17 protein-coding genes are annotated in these 19054 nt (G+C 45.6%); 8 read left to right on the plus strand and 9 right to left on the minus strand.

The window, feature by feature from the left end; genetic code table 11:
• Positions 1-39 precede the first annotated feature (39 nt).
• The 3 genes from FW758_RS06835 to FW758_RS06845 all read right to left on the minus strand — a co-directional run bounded on the left by FW758_RS06835 (position 40) and on the right by FW758_RS06845 (position 3276).
• On the minus strand, positions 40-1284 hold the full coding sequence (locus tag FW758_RS06835; RefSeq protein ID WP_006083276.1) for a malic enzyme-like NAD(P)-binding protein: 1245 nt from the start codon (positions 1282-1284) through the stop codon (positions 40-42).
• Positions 1285-1820: 536 nt separating this feature from the next.
• Complete coding sequence (gene rpmE / locus FW758_RS06840; protein ID WP_006083277.1) at positions 1821-2033, minus strand: 50S ribosomal protein L31; 213 nt, start codon at positions 2031-2033, stop codon at positions 1821-1823.
• Positions 2034-2214: 181 nt separating this feature from the next.
• On the minus strand, positions 2215-3276 hold the full coding sequence (locus FW758_RS06845; protein ID WP_446444987.1) for a FimV/HubP family polar landmark protein: 1062 nt from the start codon (positions 3274-3276) through the stop codon (positions 2215-2217).
• A gap of 102 nt (positions 3277-3378) precedes the next feature.
• Between FW758_RS06845 and priA the strand changes: the two genes are divergently transcribed.
• The 4 genes from priA (at position 3379) to FW758_RS06865 (ending at position 8755) form a co-directional block, all read left to right on the plus strand.
• Positions 3379-5574, plus strand: a complete 2196-nt coding sequence (gene priA, locus FW758_RS06850; protein WP_107402736.1) for a primosomal protein N' — start codon at positions 3379-3381, stop codon at positions 5572-5574.
• Positions 5575-5708: 134 nt separating this feature from the next.
• On the plus strand, positions 5709-7454 hold the full coding sequence (gene argS / locus FW758_RS06855; RefSeq protein ID WP_446444988.1) for an arginine--tRNA ligase: 1746 nt from the start codon (positions 5709-5711) through the stop codon (positions 7452-7454).
• A 3-nt stretch (positions 7455-7457) separates the two neighbouring features.
• Complete coding sequence (locus FW758_RS06860; protein ID WP_012088109.1) at positions 7458-8174, plus strand: SPOR domain-containing protein; 717 nt, start codon at positions 7458-7460, stop codon at positions 8172-8174.
• Between the two features lie 356 nt (positions 8175-8530).
• Positions 8531-8755: a hypothetical protein gene (locus FW758_RS06865; protein ID WP_006083282.1), complete on the plus strand. Its 225-nt coding sequence runs from the start codon at positions 8531-8533 to the stop codon at positions 8753-8755.
• Between the two features lie 206 nt (positions 8756-8961).
• Here FW758_RS06865 and FW758_RS06870 read toward each other — a convergent pair whose 3' ends face one another.
• Genes FW758_RS06870 through FW758_RS06880 form a run of 3 tightly spaced genes read right to left on the minus strand, consistent with a single transcriptional unit; the run spans position 8962 to position 11318 of the window.
• Positions 8962-9900 carry an SPFH domain-containing protein gene (locus tag FW758_RS06870; RefSeq protein WP_006087061.1) on the minus strand — a complete coding sequence of 313 codons (939 nt, stop codon included), beginning with the start codon at positions 9898-9900 and terminating at the stop codon, positions 8962-8964.
• A complete protein-coding gene (locus FW758_RS06875; RefSeq protein ID WP_012586651.1) occupies positions 9900-10835 on the minus strand; it encodes an SPFH domain-containing protein in 936 nt (311 codons plus the stop codon). The genes FW758_RS06870 and FW758_RS06875 overlap by 1 nt, the downstream gene beginning before the upstream one ends.
• A gap of 12 nt (positions 10836-10847) precedes the next feature.
• The gene (locus FW758_RS06880) at positions 10848-11318 is read right to left on the minus strand and encodes an NfeD family protein (protein ID WP_446444989.1); all 471 of its coding nucleotides are present in this window, start codon (positions 11316-11318) and stop codon (positions 10848-10850) included.
• A gap of 475 nt (positions 11319-11793) precedes the next feature.
• Here FW758_RS06880 and FW758_RS06885 point away from each other — a divergent pair, with 475 nt between their 5' ends.
• A complete protein-coding gene (locus FW758_RS06885) occupies positions 11794-12546 on the plus strand; it encodes an outer membrane protein OmpK (protein ID WP_446444990.1) in 753 nt (250 codons plus the stop codon).
• A 102-nt stretch (positions 12547-12648) separates the two neighbouring features.
• Here FW758_RS06885 and udp read toward each other — a convergent pair whose 3' ends face one another.
• Positions 12649-13407: a uridine phosphorylase gene (gene udp / locus FW758_RS06890; RefSeq protein ID WP_006083287.1), complete on the minus strand. Its 759-nt coding sequence runs from the start codon at positions 13405-13407 to the stop codon at positions 12649-12651.
• A gap of 413 nt (positions 13408-13820) precedes the next feature.
• On the opposite strand from udp, the gene FW758_RS06895 reads away from it, so the two are divergent.
• The gene (locus FW758_RS06895) at positions 13821-14033 is read left to right on the plus strand and encodes a YdcH family protein (RefSeq protein ID WP_006083288.1); all 213 of its coding nucleotides are present in this window, start codon (positions 13821-13823) and stop codon (positions 14031-14033) included.
• A 64-nt stretch (positions 14034-14097) separates the two neighbouring features.
• Here the strand turns inward: FW758_RS06895 and FW758_RS06900 are convergent, their stop codons facing one another.
• Positions 14098-15273: a type III PLP-dependent enzyme gene (locus tag FW758_RS06900; RefSeq protein WP_006083289.1), complete on the minus strand. Its 1176-nt coding sequence runs from the start codon at positions 15271-15273 to the stop codon at positions 14098-14100.
• A 641-nt stretch (positions 15274-15914) separates the two neighbouring features.
• Positions 15915-16394 carry a hypothetical protein gene (locus tag FW758_RS06905; protein WP_006087064.1) on the minus strand — a complete coding sequence of 160 codons (480 nt, stop codon included), beginning with the start codon at positions 16392-16394 and terminating at the stop codon, positions 15915-15917.
• Between the two features lie 169 nt (positions 16395-16563).
• Here FW758_RS06905 and FW758_RS06910 point away from each other — a divergent pair, with 169 nt between their 5' ends.
• On the plus strand, positions 16564-17400 hold the full coding sequence (locus FW758_RS06910; RefSeq protein WP_446444991.1) for a mechanosensitive ion channel family protein: 837 nt from the start codon (positions 16564-16566) through the stop codon (positions 17398-17400).
• Between the two features lie 118 nt (positions 17401-17518).
• Positions 17519-19054 (plus strand): sel1 repeat family protein, encoded by a 1536-nt coding sequence (locus FW758_RS06915; RefSeq protein ID WP_446444992.1) that lies wholly within the window; start codon positions 17519-17521, stop codon positions 19052-19054.

Below are 19054 nucleotides of genomic sequence, written 5' to 3' on the forward strand. Positions count from 1 at the left end.
GCTAATTAGCCTCTTTTCGATGTTTTTACCACTTTTAGCTTAGTCAGCGTATTTAGGTAAAGTAGGGATAGCAGCGACACCAGAGTCAATCGCCGCTTGTGCAACCGCACGGGCAACATTAGGCAACAAACGTGGGTCCATAGGTTTTGGTAGCACATATTCAGGGCCAAAACTCAGTGAAGTCACATTAGGATAAGCCTTTAATACACTCGCAGGCACAGGCTCTTTTGCCAGTGCAGCAATGGCATGAACTGCGGCGATTTTCATCTCATCATTAATGCATGACGCACGTACATCCAAGGCACCACGGAAAATAAACGGGAAACACAATACGTTATTCACTTGGTTTGGATAATCGCTGCGACCCGTACCCATGATCAAATCGCTACGCGTTGCGTGAGCCAGTGCCGGTTTGATTTCAGGATCTGGGTTAGAACAGGCAAAAATCACCGGTTTATCAGCCATCAGCGCAACTTCTTCTGCACCAATCACGTCAGGACCTGATAGGCCTAAAAACACGTCTGCGCCTTTAATAACATCAAGAAGCGTGCGTTTATCGGTATCATTCGCAAATAGCGCTTTATATTCATTGAGATCAGTACGGCCAGAATGAATAACACCTTTAGTGTCTAGCATATAAATGTTAGCGCGATTCGCACCACATTTGACCAACATAGTCATACAAGCAATGGCAGCAGCACCGGCGCCCATACATACAAACGTTGCGTCGCTGATCAACTTGCCTTGAATTTCCAGCGCATTAATCATACCCGCCGCAGTCACAATTGCGGTGCCGTGCTGATCGTCATGGAATACCGGCACTTTACAACGGGCAATCAATTCACGTTCGATAACAAAGCATTCGGGCGCTTTAATATCTTCAAGATTGATACCACCAAAAGTGTCAGCAATCGCTGCAACTGTATTGATAAATTCTTCAGGCGTATTATGGGTGATCTCAATATCTGTCGAATCGATATTTGCAAAATGCTTGAACAATAATGCTTTGCCTTCCATCACAGGTTTAGAAGCCAAGGGGCCTAAATTGCCTAAACCTAAGATCGCCGTACCATTAGTAATCACGGCAACCGTATTACCTTTATTGGTATAACGATACGCATTGTCAGGATTAGCCGCGATTTCACGCACAGGCTCAGCCACACCAGGGCTATAAGCTAGGGCGAGATCGTGACTCGTTTCGGCAGGTTTGGTAAGGCAAACTGCGGTTTTGCCTGGTATTGGAAATTCATGATAATCGAGTGCTTGTTGACGAATATCTGACATTTTAAAATCCTGAAATGCGACATTTATAATTTATGAGAGTAAGGCCTACCAACACACATCTAGTCTCACCAAAGGGTGATGTTAATAGTCTGGCTGGTCGGGGTAAGATACGCCAATAAGGGGAATTTTTAAATAAGAGATTCAGAAATTTCACTTTAGCCTTAAAATAGACCCTCTAAGCTTAGTTTTATAAACTTATCTCCTATAATAAAGCTGCATTTCTTAATATATTTTGTAGGAAACAAACATATATTTTGTAGTTATAGTGCTAGTTGTAGCGCGTTAATCTCAAAAATGTTGGTTAAATTACAATATCTAGCGGCTAGCATATTTATCTTATAGTTAATTGCTATAAATAAGTCGAATTACATACTTGAACTCGCAATACGCAATAAGTTGACGATTAATTGAGTGAAGTCGTACCAGATGGGGGATTTAACATAAGTATTAAGATAGGCGTAAATAAAGCGGTTCGGCAAATGATAGAAAGCAAAAAGGCGCCATAGGCGCCTTTTCTAGAAACATTGCAATCGCAATTATTTCTTTGCAAGCACTGCGAAGCGCTTGTTGAATTTGTCGATACGACCGCCTGTATCAACAACTTTTTGTGTACCAGTGTAGAATGGGTGACATGCACCACATACGTCTAAATGCAGATCTTTACCAGCAGTAGAGTTTACTTTGATAACGTTACCACAAGTACAGTTTGCAGTGATGATAGCGTATTTTGGGTGGATACCTGGTTTCATTGGGGTTACCTCAAAAGTGTAAGGCCATGTCGCTCTTCCAACCCGTAGTCGGACACCACATGCATGTTAATAACAATATGTTTAGGGCGCAGAATGGTACAGCATACCCACAAGGGATACAAGTAGATTATCTGAGCGTTTGGCGGTTAATCTGCGGCTATTTTGACTTTAGTTCGCCGCTTCATTTTCCCGCCTCTTTAGCTTCAAACATCGCCTGAGCCTCTTTGGCGTTAGCATGCTGTGCCAAAATCATTTTCGAAGGACAGGACAGAGCCGCATTACTCTTGAGTGCGTTGATTTTATTTTTTGAGAACGCCGCAGGATTCGCCTCATAGATCGCCAGCATAGCGCCATAGACACTCACGTCCCAATCGTTGGCATAGCGATTGGCGATACGCCACAAGGTCTCACCTGCAAGATAAGTTAACTGACAATGTTCAGGTGTCTGCGAAGCTGTTGGGGACGTTTCAGCGGCATTCACTTTGAGTTCGCTATTTGTTGTCTTAACTGCTTCAGTGACTACGACTTCAGACATAACAGGCTCAGGCATCATAGTTTCAGCAGACGTTGCTTTAACGGCAACAGGTTCAGAGTTTTTGGCGACAGCCTTTACCTCGGCAACCTGGGTATTTTGCTCATCCGCTGCTTCAGGAAATTTAAAGCCAGTCACAACTTCAGCCGCTGGCACTGTGGGCTTAGTATTTACATGAGCATCTACATGAGTATTTGCAGCCGCAATAACCGCCGTCGCGGTCTTAGCACCCACCACTGATGTGGATTCTGCGGCCACTTTTACAGACTGAACATTCACTTTATCCGCACGCTTTTGCACCAGCGCTGTCGTCGTATTTTTACTGCCCGATGCCGCTTTTACGGTTAGCGTGGCCAATGTTGGCTTAGCCTCACCAAATAGATTGATACTTTTGACCTCATACCATCGGTCGAGTCGATACTCCCTCACTAAGAGTTTAGCCTTGTCATCTTTTACATCTTCAACACCCGTAAGCAAAACTAAAAAGCGATTAAGCGCCTCAACCATTAACTTTTCTTCGCTGCCGGCTTGCTGCACTACAAACTCTAAGCGCGACATGTCTTGATTGTCCGCAATCACATTCACCCTGAGTTTAGGATAACCACCTAACTCAAACATGCGGCTGTTAACGCTCACATGGGAGACTTGAGCCATGCTCTGTGCGCTACACACTAACGCGAGTAGACCTAATGATTTCACTATATTAGCCATTTATTTACTCTCAACTATCCTTGGTAAACCATCATTAGGGCTAGCCCTAGCCAGCCGCGCTGAGTACACTAAACCACATTCTTGCCTAAGACTTGCCTGCATATGTCATTGTTTGTCGAAGTTGCGTTACCTGTGCCTATGCGGCAAACCTTTAGCTACCGCGTACCCGAAACTTATCCTAGTACACCGCAGATAGGCGTGCGCGTTAAAGTCCCCTTCGGTCGTCAACAATTAATCGGATTAGTCACAGGTATCACAGATACGTGCAGCTTAGCGCCTAAGCAGATTAAGTCTGTGCTTGAGTTTATCGACGATAAACCTTTGTTGCCTGAATCACTTTATAAATTAACCCTTTGGGCCGCGAGATACTATTTTTGCAGCCAAGGGCAGATGCTAACCCAAGCCTTACCAGTGGCCCTTCGCAAAGGGCTCGATGCCGCGCCGCAAAAGATCCAATTCTGGCAATTAACTGAGATAGGCCAAAATATTGCGCCCGAAGCGGTTAAGCGAGCACCCGCACAGAAAAAATTACTCGAGTTACTCAAACCCGCCAGCTTAACCCAAGAAGAAGTGATCAGCTTAGATATCAGTAAAGCGGCACTGAAAGCCCTAGAAGATAAAGGCTGGGTGGCACGCCACGAAAAAATCGCCGAGCTTAACCTCGACTGGCGTACCACACTCGAAATGGACGAAACGCCACATAAACTCAATAAAGAACAAGCCGTCGCCGTTGCCACGTTAAATCTGCAACAAGGGTATCACTGTACTTTATTAGAAGGCATTACCGGTTCGGGTAAAACTGAAGTCTATTTGGCGGTGCTCGAGGAAATCCTCAAGCAAGGCAAGCAAGCGTTAATTTTAGTGCCTGAAATCGGTTTAACACCCCAGACTATCAATCGCTTTAAGCGCCGTTTTAAAGTCAATGTCGCCATATTGCACTCAGGGTTAACCGACAATCAAAGACTCGAAGCTTGGCGCCAAGCCCGCTGTGGTCAGGCCGCCATCATTATCGGCACCCGCTCGGCTTTGTTCACGCCGATGGCCTATCCCGGCATCATCATACTCGATGAAGAACACGACAGTAGCTTCAAGCAACAGGAAGGCGTCGGTTACCACGCCCGTGACTTGGCAGTCATGCGAGGCCATTTAGAATCAATTCCTGTGATATTAGGCACGGCAACCCCCTCACTCGAAAGTCTACAAAATGCCTTAAGTGGCCGTTACCATCATTTGCAATTGGGTGAGCGCGCTGGCGCAGCTAAAAAAGTGCGCCAAGGCATTATCGACATTAAAAATATGCCGTTAAAAGCAGGAATGTCGGTGCCGCTGCTGAACGAAATCCGTCTGCATTTAGACGCAGGCAACCAAGTATTACTGTTTCTCAATCGCCGCGGCTTCGCACCCGCTCTGCTTTGCCACGAGTGTGGGCACTTACACGAGTGCGACCGCTGCGACGCGTTTTTCACAGTGCATCAATCCCTTGGTGAAATTTGCTGCCACCATTGCGGCAATCAATATGCCATACCTAAGCAATGTCACAAATGTGGTAGCACTATGTTGATGGGCCAAGGTATAGGCACAGAGCAACTCGCCGAGGCACTGCAACAGGAGTTTCCGAAACATCCAGTGGTGCGCATCGACCGCGATACCACTCGCCTAAAAGGCTCATTAGAAACCCACTTAAACGCAATTCATAAGGGCGAATATAAAATCCTCGTCGGCACGCAAATGCTGGCCAAAGGTCATCACTTCCCTGATGTGACGCTTGTTGGGCTACTCGATGTCGATGGCGCCTTATTTAGCGCCGACTTCCGCGCGCCCGAGCGTTTTGGGCAACTCTATACCCAAGTCGCCGGTCGTGCTGGGCGCGCCAGCAAACCCGGCACGGTATTATTGCAAACTCACCAGAGCGACAATCCTATTTTGCGGGATTTGCTGCATCGCGGTTATGGCGAGTTTGCTCGCAGCCAGTTAAAAGAGCGTCAACAAGCACTGCTGCCGCCAGCATGGCACATGGTGTTGGTGCGCGCCGAAGCGCACTTAGCCAGTGATGCCGATAACTTTCTCAACGCCTTCGCCGCGCTTTTGCCGCAAGATAAAGAATTTGAGGTAATTGGTCCTATGCCAGCGCCCTTAGATAAAAAAGCCGGCAAGTTCCGTCGCCAACTGCTATTCCAAGCTAAAAACCGCAACCGTCTGCAGCAAGAGTTTGAACGTATTCATCCGCTTGTAGAGCAGCTTATCGAAGCCAAGCGCTGCCGATGGAGCTTAGACAGAGATCCACAGGATCTCCTCTGAGTCGAGTATTTGATAAGTATTTAAGCGCCATTTGATAAAAAATCATCGGGAAGATAGCAATTGTTAGCCACAAACGGCTAAAATATGCGGTTATTCCCTGTATTCACTCTTAAAGTTAGTGCCGATTAGAACCCATGAAATCACATATCCAATCATTACTTGAACAAACTCTAGAATCCTTTAAACAACAAGGTATTGTGCCTGCTGACTTTGAAGCGCGCATTCAGGTAGATCGAACCAAGGATAAGAGTCATGGCGACTTGGCAACCAACTTAGCCATGATGCTGACTAAGGTCGCAGGCAAGAATCCACGCGAATTAGCCCAACTGATCATCGACACCTTACCGGCTTCGGCTTATGTGGCTAAGGTTGAGATCGCAGGTCCTGGCTTTATCAACTTTTTTATCAACGACAGCGCCTTAGCGGATCAACTGCAAAATGCCGTCAACGATGAGCATTTAGGTATCAAGTTACCGACACCGCAAACCGTTGTTGTTGATTACTCTTCACCAAACCTCGCCAAAGAAATGCACGTAGGTCACCTACGTTCAACCATCATTGGTGACAGTGTGGTACGTGCGCTGGAATTTTTAGACCACAAAGTCATTCGTCAAAACCATGTGGGCGACTGGGGTACACAATTTGGTATGTTGCTGGCCTATATGGAAGAGCTACGCGCCAAAAATGGTGAGAAAGCGCAACTTGAACTGTCTGATTTAGAAAACTTTTACCGCGCTGCCAAACTGCGCTTCGACGAATCGGCCGAGTTTGCGACCCGCGCTCGTCAATTAGTGGTTGAGTTGCAATCTGGCGACGAATACTGCAACAAACTGTGGCGCGAATTTAACGACATTTCGTTGAGCCACTGCCATGAAGTCTACGCCCGTTTAGGTGTGAGCCTGACCCGCGCCGACGTGCACGGTGAAAGTGCGTATAACGCCGATCTCGAGCAAGTAGTTAAAGATTTAGATGCCCAAGGTTTATTAACCGAAAGCAACGGCGCCAAAGTTGTATTCCAAGAAGCCTTCCGCAATAAAGAAGGTGAGCCACTACCAGTGATCATCCAAAAAGCTGATGGCGGCTACTTGTATGCCACCTCAGATCTTGCGGCAATGCGCTACCGTTCGAACGTGTTAAAAGCCGATCGCGTACTGTATTTTGTTGACCTACGTCAGGCGCTGCATTTCCAACAAGTCTTCAGCCTAGCCAAGCTGGCTAAATTTGTTCGTGAAGATATGTCATTGGAACACTTAGGTTTTGGCACGATGAACGGCGAAGATGGCCGTCCATTCAAAACCCGTAGCGGCGGCGTCGTTAAGTTAGTCGACCTGTTAGAAGAAGCCAACGTGCGCGCACTTGAACTCGTTCGCAGCAAAAATCCAGATATGGATGAAGTCACGCTGACTGAAATCGCTCGCGTCGTTGGGATCAGTGCCGTTAAATATGCTGACTTGTCGAAAAACCGTACCAGCGATTACATATTCAGCTTCGAACAAATGCTCAGCTTCGAAGGCAATACCGCACCTTACCTGCTGTACGCATACACCCGTGTTGCAGGCATCTTCAAGCGTGTAACCGATCTGGATCTCAGCCAAGCGAAAATCGTGCTTGAGCATGAAAAAGAGAAAGACCTCGGTAACAAGTTAGCGCAGTTCGGTGAGATCCTCAGTCGCGTTGTCGATAAAGGTCAACCGCACGTACTGTGTGCTTACCTGTATGAATTAGCGGGAGCTTTCTCAAGTTTCTACGAAGCGTGCCCCGTACTTGCTGCTGATAACGACGCGCAAAAGAACAGCCGTTTATTACTCGCACAACTGACGGCTCGTACGTTACAAAAAGGCCTAAATCTACTCGGTATCGAAACCTTAGAGCGGATGTAAGCCATGAGTAATCGCGATTATGCCAATAGAAGGCCGCAGTCGGGCGCTAAACCGCGCCCAGTCCGCGCGACTCGCCCAACCCGAGCAAAGCCTTCACAATCTAAATCAGCGCCGCGTAAGAAGCTGCCGCTGACGCTGATAGGCTTTGTCATACTCGCTGTGGGTTGTTTCGTCTATTTTCTATGGAGCATTAAAGATAATGCTCAGCAAGAAGAGCAGCCGAGGCCAACTCCGGCTAAGAAAACTGAAGTCCGAGTTAAGCCGCAAGAAAATGTGGTGCTCACCCCTAAGGTGAAAGAACCCGAGCGTAAAGCCGTCGTTATTCCTGTGGCGACAGAGGAGACAGCAGAGCCTGTTGCTCCGCCGAAGAAGGACCCTAACGCTCTGCCGCCTCAACCGAAGGAAGAATGGACCTATCTCAGTGAGCTTGAAAACAAGCATGTTGAAGTCGATATTCCCGATGTGGTCGCGAGCCGAACACCGATGCAATATCAGTTGCAGTGTGCTTCTTTCCGCCAAGAATCACAGGCGAACGAGATGAAAGCCGTGATCGCTTTCCAAGGTTTAGAGGCGCAAGTAAGACAGGTCGAAGGTACGACAGGTATGTGGTACAAAGTCGCTTTAGGTCCTTACGAACGTAAGCGTGATGCAGAACGTAAGCGTCATACGCTACAAAATGCGGGGATTAATGGTTGTCAGATTCTGGCAATCCCTAAATAAGGCTTCACCCTTTCTAGGCTTATTTTAATAAGCCTAGTCACAAAAAATAGCGGCCAGCGTTTATAGCTCGTCGCTATTTTTTATCCGCTAGACTTAATGTGATCTCGCTTTAGCTTGCCACATAACATCACTCACTATTTACCCAAGCTCACCTCGACATCCCCAGTTTTAAACAGCCCTATTTTTTAATAGTACTGTTTTGTTAAATCTATAACTGATTATTTATAAACAACAAAATCCTTTATTAATAAAGATTAATATGCAGTTTAATTGACCTAGATCAAACTTAGGCGTATCTCTTAAGTAACAGCAAGACTGTTGTATCTGTGTCAAATCCAACCTTAGGGTGAAGTATTATGAATGCATTAATAGAGATAGAAGCCACCGAATTCAGCCAACTTTTCAAAAGTGGTGACATGCTAGGAATTAGAATGTTTATGGAGCATGTTCGCATGCCGCTGGATGTTCAAGACAAGATTTATGACGAAATTTCAGCGCTTCAGCAATTAGAACAAAACCAAATTGCGAAACTCATTGAAACCCACGCCCATTCCCAAATTCATGAACGCCTAGCTTATTAGCCTTCCATTCAATGAAAAATTTATCTATGCCCAACTGCAGCTTCTGGCGGTTCATTCAACAGAAGCTGTATGATCTCCCCCTCTCCTCTACACTATCCACCACACAAACCGTCACACACATCACCCAATTACAGCCAAAAAATAAGGCCAAATACCTGAGTATTTGACCTTAATGATCTAGCTAGTTTCAGATGTTAACCACAGCCTTAGCTCGGTTTTTCTTCCGTTAAGCCTATGCTATTCATCCAGTAATCGAAATCCACCATATTACCCGGCAATACCACTCGGCTATTCTTCTGGCTTAAGCCATCGAGCTGTTTAAAGTACTGTTCACCAAGTTGCATCCGCAGGGCATTGTGGCCACCCGGCGCAGCAATAACTGTGGCAAGACGTTCGATCGATTCCGCCGTCGCACGGGAAATAGTTAAAATTTCCTCAGCCTTACCTTCAGCTTCGTTAATACGTCGCTGCATCTCACCTTCAGAGCGGTTTACCGTCTCAGCTTTAACACCTTCTGAACGGTTAATCTTGCTCTGCTTGTCGCCTTCACTCTTAGCCAATAATGCCCGGCGCTCACGTTCAGCATTCACTTGCATTTCCATGGCATTTTTAACGGTTTCAGGTGGGGTGATATTTTTAATCTCATAACGATGCACGCGTATTCCCCACATGGCACCGGCTTGATCTAATACCTGCACGACCTTGGCAGAAATCACATCACGCTCTTCGAACGTGCGGTCAAGGTCCAGCGTCCCAATGACAGAGCGTGTGGTGGTTTGCGCCAACTGGATAGCCGCGTAGCGATAATCGGTAATACCGTAACTGGCTTTGACTGGGTCGGTCACAGAGATATAAATCACCCCGTCCACTTCAACGTTAACTTCGTCGCTCGAAAAACACTCCTGCGGCGGTACATCGATGGTCTCTTCTTTCAAATCATGAATGAAAGCGACTTTGTCCACAAAGGGGATCAAGGTATGGAAACCCGCATCTAAGGTGCTGTGGTACTTACCTAAACGCTCAACAATATAAGCCGATTTAGTGGGTACTAGGCGAATTGATTGGAAAAGCTTAATCACGAAAATGGCAAAAATCAGTCCCCAAATTGCCATCACAATTAAATCTGTATCTAATGGAATATTCATTATCGCGCTCCTTTGCCACTATTATTCTGGCCACTCACTGTCTGAGTAACTTGCTCCATGCCTTCGAAGAAACCTTCGAGTTTCGCCATTTCAGCGGGGACCACAGAGACTTGCGCATCATTGAGGATCTTGCCAACCTGAGCAATAAACTGTTCTTTCAATAACATATTCATCGCATCTGTGCCGCCATTGACCGCTAACGCCTGCGAGATCATTGCCATACCTTCGGATTTCGCTTTGGCTATGATAGCAATCTCTTGCCCTGTCCCTTTGGCTTCATTAATCCGTTTCTGTTTTTGACCTTCTGACAGGTTAATCGCCTCTTGGCGCTCACCTTCAGACATATTGATCATCGCCGCTTTTTCCGCATTGGCCAACGTGATTTCGGCGCGTTTGCGACGCTCGGCTTCCATCTGCTTCTCAAGGGTGTGGATCACATGGCGCGAAGGCGTAATATTGCGAATTTCATAGCGCAATACTTTGATCCCCCAAGGTTCTGACGCCTTATCTATTTCCCGCACTATGGATTCATTCAAGCTATCACGCTCGGAGAAGGTCTCACTCAAACTCAGCTTACCTATCTCAGAACGCATTGTGGTTTGGGCTAAATTCACCGCCGCTTTACGATAGTTTTCAATACCATAACTCGCTAATTTGCCATCCATCACTTTTAAGTAGACTAAACCGTCCACTTCCAGTTGAGTGTTATCTTTAGAGATACAACTCTGTGGCGGCACATCTAATACTTGCTCACGGGTATCGTGACGGTAGGAGACGCGGTCGAAGAAAGGGATCAAAAAATGAAATCCTGGGTTTAATACTGCACGGAATTTCCCCAGACGCTCAATGACATGCACTTCACGCATCGGCACGATAAGCATCAACTTATAGAGAATAAAAAAGATAAATAAAATGACTAAGGTAAATACAAACATAGATTCCATCCTTTAGTTTTTGGAAGCTTCTATTGAAATAGGCTCAACGACTAGAGCGATATTTTCACGACAAATAATTCTGACTACGGTCCCCGCAGCGATAGTGGTGCCATCGCCCAGCGCTGGCCATTCACTACCTTGAAATTCCACCCGCCCGGGTGTTTGCCCAGGACCTATGGTCTGCTTTACGCGAACAATTTGATTGTATAGATCGATTGCTTCATCCGTGTTATCCACATGGGAATCACCACCAACGAGCCTTTGAGTCACTTGTCTGAAGGCCAATAACAGCACAATGGCCGAGATAAACCATAGGGTCATGCTCTGCACCACGCCTTCGACTAGTCCTATGGCTAACGCGCCAGCTACGACTAAACAAGCCGCACCCAGCAACACTATGATGCCACCGGGAACCACTATTTCGGCGAGCATGAATACTAGCCCCACCACAGCCCACACTAAAATCGGATTTGAAAACTCCATATTTCCCCCTGAAATGAGAGTGTCCTTTGCAGCAACTATAACAGCAGCGTTTCGGATAAGCGACATAATATGTCAAAATTTACTCAGCCGAATGCGCAATCAATCGCCTATGTGTTAGGCCTCATTCTCCCACATCCATACGGCAATGCCCTTAGGTTGTTTTAAAATTAAGCATAATCAATTCAAAAAGATAGCAAACCTCAAAGCCGACACTTATTCATCCACAGAAAAATCTATTTAAAATCAATCGGCTAAAAATTGATTTTCACCATAACGATTATATGATTTTGACAACAACATTCGATAAAAACTTTGAATAAATGTAAATTTTTGCATATATTGCCCCCACTTTTGTGCCAGTCCTTTGACGTACACCCACGCTAGGTTTGAACTTACCCATCAAACCATGCCATAGGTCAGAGAGCAGATTGAGTAAGACACGAATTAACTTCGACCTATACAACAGGAAATAACAATGAAAAAAACATGCCTATACCTAGCACTCATGCTTTCTCCTCAAGCATTTGCGGGCGACTTAATACAATGGTGGGATTTCAGTGCAATAGCCCTCTATGGCGAAGACTACGATTTAGCGCCATCAGACAAACAAGCCACTATTACCTTAGAAACGGCGGGCGGCTGGAAATACGGTGATTGGTTTGCCTTCCAAGACTTTATCTATTTCAAAGGTAACGACACTGGCATGGAAAGCACCACCTATGGTGAAATTTCGCCACGCTTCAGTGCCAGTAAAATCCTCGGCGAGAAAATCGCCTTTGGTCCAGTAACAGATTTATCTCTGGCACTGACCTATGAAGAAGGTGAAGGCCCAGTTCACAGCCTGCTGTACGGTTTAGGCGTTGATGTCGCCGTGCCTTATTTCACTTACCTGAACTTTAATACCTATCGCCGCAATGGTATGAGCACAGGTAACAACAGTGACGGCTGGCAGTTCACCCCTGTATTTCGCATCGACATTCCCGTTGGCTCAGCCAACATAGTGCTCGATGGCTTTATCGACTGGGTATTTGCCACCGACGATAACGGCTACGAGGAGAACTTCCACTTCAACCCACAGCTGAAATACGATCTTGGTAAGAGTCTGTTCGGGGATCATCAAGCCAATAAATTATTGGTGGGTATCGAATATGATTTGTGGACCAACAAATACGGTGTGAAAGGCGTCGATCAAGACACTTACTCTGTGATTGCCCAATATCATTTCTAATCGGTATCGACACCATTTTGAAGTAACAAAAAAGGTGCCATTGGCACCTTTTTTAGTTTGTTCACTCACTTTGCAGGGGAGTGTCGCTTAGCGTAATAAAAATTAAGCTAACAGTTTTTTCGCTGCAGCAACCACGATAGAAACCGCACTGACTTCGGTTTTCTTCATTGTGGCTTCATCAGGAATTTCTTGTTGGGTGCGGTTTACAATCACACCAGCAACACAGGCAGCACGCCAGCCTTGAGTGGCACACATAGTGAATAAGGTGGAAGATTCCATCTCATAGTTCAGTACGCCCATATCTTGCCATTCTTTCATTGAACCCGCGAAACGACGCGTTACACGGCCAGTGACAGTGTCATAACGCTCTTGACCTGGGTAGAAAGTATCGGAAGAAGCCGTTACGCCAATGTGTGGCTCTACGCCTGCATCGCGACACGCTGCAACCATAGCAGTGGTACATTCAAAGTTTGCAACCGCAGGGAACTCCATAGGTGCAAAGTGTAAGCTCGCGCCATCTAAACGCACTGAAGCTTGAGTCACAATCACATCGCCCACATTCACATGGGGTTGAATTGCACCTGTAGTACCAACGCGCAGGAAGGTATTCACACCTAACTGTGCAAGTTCTTCTACTGCGATAGAAGTCGATGGACCACCGATACCGGTTGAACACACGACTACTGGCTTGCCATCGGCATAAGCTAAATAGCTTGTATACTCGCGGTGGCTAGCAAGAAACGTCGCATTGTCCATTAGTTCGGCAATACGTTTTACGCGCTCTGGATCACCAGGAACGATTGCCAAAGTTGCACCATCGAGCATTGCTTTGGTCAAACCTAAATGAAATACATCAGCCATTGTGAAAACCCCTTTCATTTTTGATAATTAAATTCTTATAAAATCGACTTTAACCTAGTATCGAAGCGGTGAAGGTTAACTTGATCACAGAATTATCGGCAAGAAGTAATTGTTTAGTCGTAATGAAATTACCAATTACCCTCGCATCTGCTCACAAGATAGCAAATTTGCCCGCGCTGCGAATGTCAGTCTGATTTATGCCTAACAAAGTGTGAACCAGATCCTAATCACATGCCATAGACAGCGGCCGAAATCATCTAATCCAATGATTTATAAGTGATTAAAATAAATCATCATTTAGTATTAATCTGAAACAGGGCGAAGAGTGATCTAAGTCACATTTCACTGTAGGGTGAAAGGTTAGGGTTAAGACGAAACCAGAAGTGTAGTAGATGACGACAAGGAGAATGCCGATGTTTCCAGAGTACAGAGAATTAATTTCCACCCTGAAAACCCAAGATGCTCATTTTCAACGTAAGTTTAACGAGCATAATCAGTTAGACGAGGAAATCAAACAACTGGAAAAACGTGTCGCCAGTGATTTCAATCCGACAGTGAAAGAACTCAAAAGCAGAAAGTTACACCTAAAAGAAGAGATTTATCAGATCCTCAAATCCCACGAGTAATCCCAAACTTCTTTAGCGAACAACAAGGGCGCCTAAGCGCCCTTATTCATGTCACCACAATCGCTTACAGATAGTAATCTTTCAGCGGTGGGAAACCGTTAAAGCACACTGCCGAATACGTCGTCGTATAAGCGCCAGCAGTTAACCAATACATGCGGTCACCAATGGCTAAGTCATTCGGTAAACCGTAGCTGTAGTGCTCATACATGATATCGGCACTGTCGCAGGTTGGGCCGGCAATCACGCATTTATCCAGCTCGCCTTGACGATCAGTATAAATCGGGAACTTAATCGCCTCGTCCATCGTTTCAATCAAGCCTGAGAATTTACCCACATCGGTAAACACCCAACGCTCTAACGCTGTGTAGGATTTTTTACTGATCAGTACTACTTCAGACACTAAAATCCCCGCGTTAGAAATCAACGAACGGCCCGGCTCCAGAATAATCTGCGGTAAATCGTCACCGAAATCTTCCTTCAGGAAGTGAGTGATCTGCTCGGCATACACACCCAATTGATTGGTTTTATCAATATAGTTAGCAGGGAAACCGCCGCCCATATTGATCATCTTCAGGGTGATATTGTGCTCATCACGCAGACGGTCAAAAATGCTTTTCACTTTACCTATGGCTGAATCCCAAGCACCGATATCACGTTGCTGAGAACCCACATGGAAAGAAATACCAAAAGGTTCTAAGCCCAATTCCTGCGCCAATACTAATAGCTCATAGGCCATTTCGTTTTGGCAGCCGAATTTACGCGATAATGGCCAATCAGCCGTGTCTGTACCTTCGGTCAAAATGCGCACGTAAATACGCGATCCCGGTGCTTCTTCAGCGATCATTCGCAGATCGGCTTCTGAGTCGGATGCATACATACGCACGCCGCGCTCATAAAATGCACGTACATCTTGACGCTTTTTAATGGTATTGCCGTAGCTGACTCGGTCGGTTGTCACGCCGACATTCATGACCATATCTAGCTCATAAATCGAGGCAATATCAAAGTTTGACCCTTTATCTTTAAGTAAAGATAAGATCTCGGCCGCGGGGTTTGCCTTAACTGCATAATAAACGTTGGCGTAAGGAAAACTATTAACCATGTCATCGTATTGTTTCGCTATGATACTGGTATCAATCACTACGAACGGGGTTGCTTTGTCTTTGGCAAACGCTTCAATACGCTTGAATGTGTCCATGTCATAATAGTCAGCAACATCAATAGATTGAAATTGGCTCATTGGGCCAGAGTCTCCTTTGGGTCAGGTAGATAAAAGTGAGTGTAATGTCTTAAAAACGTGCGCAGTAAACGATATTTTCTCACTTTACGCAACGAATTTTTATGCTGAATTTATAACTTTTTATTCCACAATGTTTTAAGGGGCTAAACCACCAAAAAAAGCCTCTATAAAACAAATAATTATGCACACAAACCCTAATACCAATCGTATTAAATATCTTTCATTCAGCGGGAGTTCAACGCGCTTTAGACAAGGCGAAGGCTTGAAGGCATAGTGGTGCTCTGTCGAAAGCCTTGAACGCAGTATAAAGTGCTTTGAAACCCGCCCTTCGGGAGCCACACAGGCATCCCACTCCGGTGTTGCATTGACTTAAAAGGGAATAACCATTTCTGCGTCAATGCGCCTTGGATTGAGATGCCTGTGAGGCTCTGAACTGATTAGATATTTAATGTGATTGGTATAAGGTAAATTTGTGTGCATTAGCAGAATAAAAAGTGAATTTTTTACGACGTTATCGCAAAGGAGAGGGATAGACTGGCTCAAGCCAACATATCCATCCCAAAGCGATAAGCTTGAGGGGCAAGCGCGCCACGAAAAAAGGCTAATGTGACGCCTTAAATTAGGTCAATTAAATTGAATCGTTACTGCGGCTGATTGAGTTTTGCGAGTGCTTGGCCCAAGGCTTCACTGGAATCAAAATAGGCGATATCTAAAATATTACGCTGATTGAGCAATATCATAGTGGCCATATCTTTGGTATCTGGTAGTAAACGACTGATCTCACCTTCCCTATCTAACCCAATCGCAAAGGGTAAATCTTGCATTTGTGGCACAGCAACAAACTTAGCGATTAAAGAAGGCATACCACTGATATCGGCGACATAAACTAAACCCGCAGGCATTTGAGTCGTACTTAGAGGCGTGAGTGCTTCTTTAATCACATCACCGCCTTTCATGCTGCGGCTAAAGAGCAACACTTGAGTTTCATCTGTCACACTTACCGTTTGATCATTTTGATCGAGAAGTGAAATAGGATTAATCGCATCGCCCGCAACATAACTCGCAGCATAGGCCCACATGGGGGTTAATAAACAAGACAGACATAACAACAGCGTTTTCATAAACACTCGACTCCATTATTGGATAGGCGGACAGCATACCTGACTCCCCCTATCGACTCATTAAATCAACCGCGATTACATGATACGCTTCACACATGCAGGTGAATAAGCATTTGATGGGATTTCTGCGCTATACTCGCACAGTTAATTTTATTACAAGGATATCATAATGATAACACCTGGACTCGATCAGGAATTGCAGCAACTACAAGGCGTTTATCAACTGATCACTGAGTTTTTAGTCACCTACAGCTTCCAATTGGTCGGCGCTTTACTGATCTTTTTACTGGGCTTGTGGGTCGCCAGTAAGACATCACACTTAGTCGCAAAGCAGTTCGAAAAACACAATATCGACATTACCTTAAGTAATTTTGTCAGTAACCTTATCCGTATTCTGATCATCATAATGGTTGGGATCATCGCCCTCGGCAAAATCGGCATCAGCGTCACCCCTATGGTGGCAGCCATTGGTGCAGCCTCCTTAGGTGCAGGCTTAGCCTTGCAAGGCATGTTAGCCAACTATGCCGCCGGCGTGACCATTATCGTCACTCGTCCTTTCGTTGTAGGGAATACTATCGAAATCAAAGGGGAAAGCGGCGTCGTTAAACGTATCCACTTAGGCATGACCATACTCACTAATGAGGAAGGCGAACAAATCAGCATTCCCAATAAGCATATCGTCGGTGAGATCCTGCATAATTCCTTTAGCAATAAACTGGTCGAAACCCAGTTCAATCTCAGTTACAACACAGATCCTGAACGGGCCATTAGTGTGATCACTGAATTATTGAGTAACAATCCCTATGTTTATCAAGAGACTGCACCCAATGTCGGCATCAATGGTTTTAATGCTATCGGGATTGAAATGGGAGTGCGCTATTGGGTGCCCACGCAAAGCTATTTTCAGCATAAATATAAGGTGAACTTAGCCCTCTACAACGCCCTTAAGCAGGCGGGAATAGAGATTGCCTGCCCCATCAGGGAGATCCATCTGCAAGATAAATAACGCTAATGATCCTGGGGTTGACCGGCGTAGTCGGTCAGCCTAGCTCACATTGTAAACTTGCATTCTTGTACGAATTTACGTTTACTATGCTCCCAAATATCGATAGTGATGGATTACTATGTTGTTGATACTCATAATTATTGCTTTTGTTGTACTGTTTATTTTCTTCGCTAAATATCAAAAAAAACAAGCTCAAGCCGAAGCGCTTGCCGCAGGAGAGCCCAATGCGCTACTCCATCATGGCATCGCACTGATTAATAAAAATCAAGTGGAAGCTGGCTTAGATTTTATTCATCAAGCCGTGGATAAAGGGCTGGCCGTTGCGGCTATCACTCTTGCCGAATTATATTCGGGTCGATTCCCACAAGTGCCAGCCGATGCTAAAGCCTCGAACGATTGGTATAAAAAAGCGGCCGAACTCGATGCCCAATACTTATCACTGTTAACACTACCGAATTTGCTTTCGTCAGAAGCGCAAACTCGGGAAGACCTAGAAATGCTGGAGGCTCAACTCAAACCCAATGCTGAAGCAGGCGATGCCGCGTTTCAGTATGAACTTGGGCTTTTATATGAAAGGCAGCCTTTACTCGATCCAGATGCGGCTCAAGCAATTGATTGGTTTGAAAAAGCCGCAGCCCAGCAACATCCAGATGCCGATTACCACCTAGGGGCGCTTTATTGGCATGACAAACGAGTGACGTCTGACTTTGCCAAAGCGAGACAGTACTTTGAAAAAGCTGCGGCTAATGGCGATGAACTGGCCAAAGAGCACTTAGGCAATATGCTCCTCGCTGGCCAAGGTGGGCCAAAAGATGTAGCTCGCGCAGAGGCTTTGCTCAGCGAACAAGCCGAAGACAATGATTTCAGACAATTTTACTTGGGTAGACGCTTCTTTTATGGCGAAGATTTTCCAGTGGATTATGTCAAGGCCCGTTATTGGTTAACGAAATCCTGTGAAGCAGGTAATAGCTTTGCTCAGGTCACGTTGGCCAATCTTTTACTCGTCGACCCGCAAAATGATGATGACTACCAACAAGCCAAAAATTACTACGAAGAACTCATCACAGAATGGAATGAAGACGCCCTATCAGGCTTAGGCAAAATACATGAACAAGGCTTAGGCGTAAGCCGCCAGCCGATTAAAGCATTAATGTATTATCAGCTCGCGGCCATGAGCCATAGCGCTGATCACCTAAAAGAATTAGCCAGATTGAGTCAACAACTGGGCACCTTAGAGATAAGAGAGGCCGAGCGGCTGCGTGACAGTTTCTTGCATCAGTATCCGATCCCCACTGAGCAACAAGCCTATTTCTATGGCAACAAGGCTGAATCGTTTCTAAGTGGTGAAAATCCTACGCGAGAGGATCTACAGGCAGCAGAAGCTTGGTACATCAAATCGGCAGAGCTCGGTAATGAACATGCCATGCAAGAACTGGTCGATATTTACGGTGCGGAGCGATTAAACAAGCCAGTACAAGTGTTTATTTGGTCTAGCTTATTACTGCGTCATTTTGGCAAATACGGTATGAATAGCGATCAGCTGCTCTACCAAACTAGCGCTAAATCTTGCTTAACAGAATCTGAACTTGCCTACGCCGAAATCCAAATTGAGGCCATTGAAACTCAATTAACGCCCTATCTTGAGTCTGTATAG

The sequence above is a fragment of the Shewanella sp. 1180_01 genome, assembly GCF_052850535.1.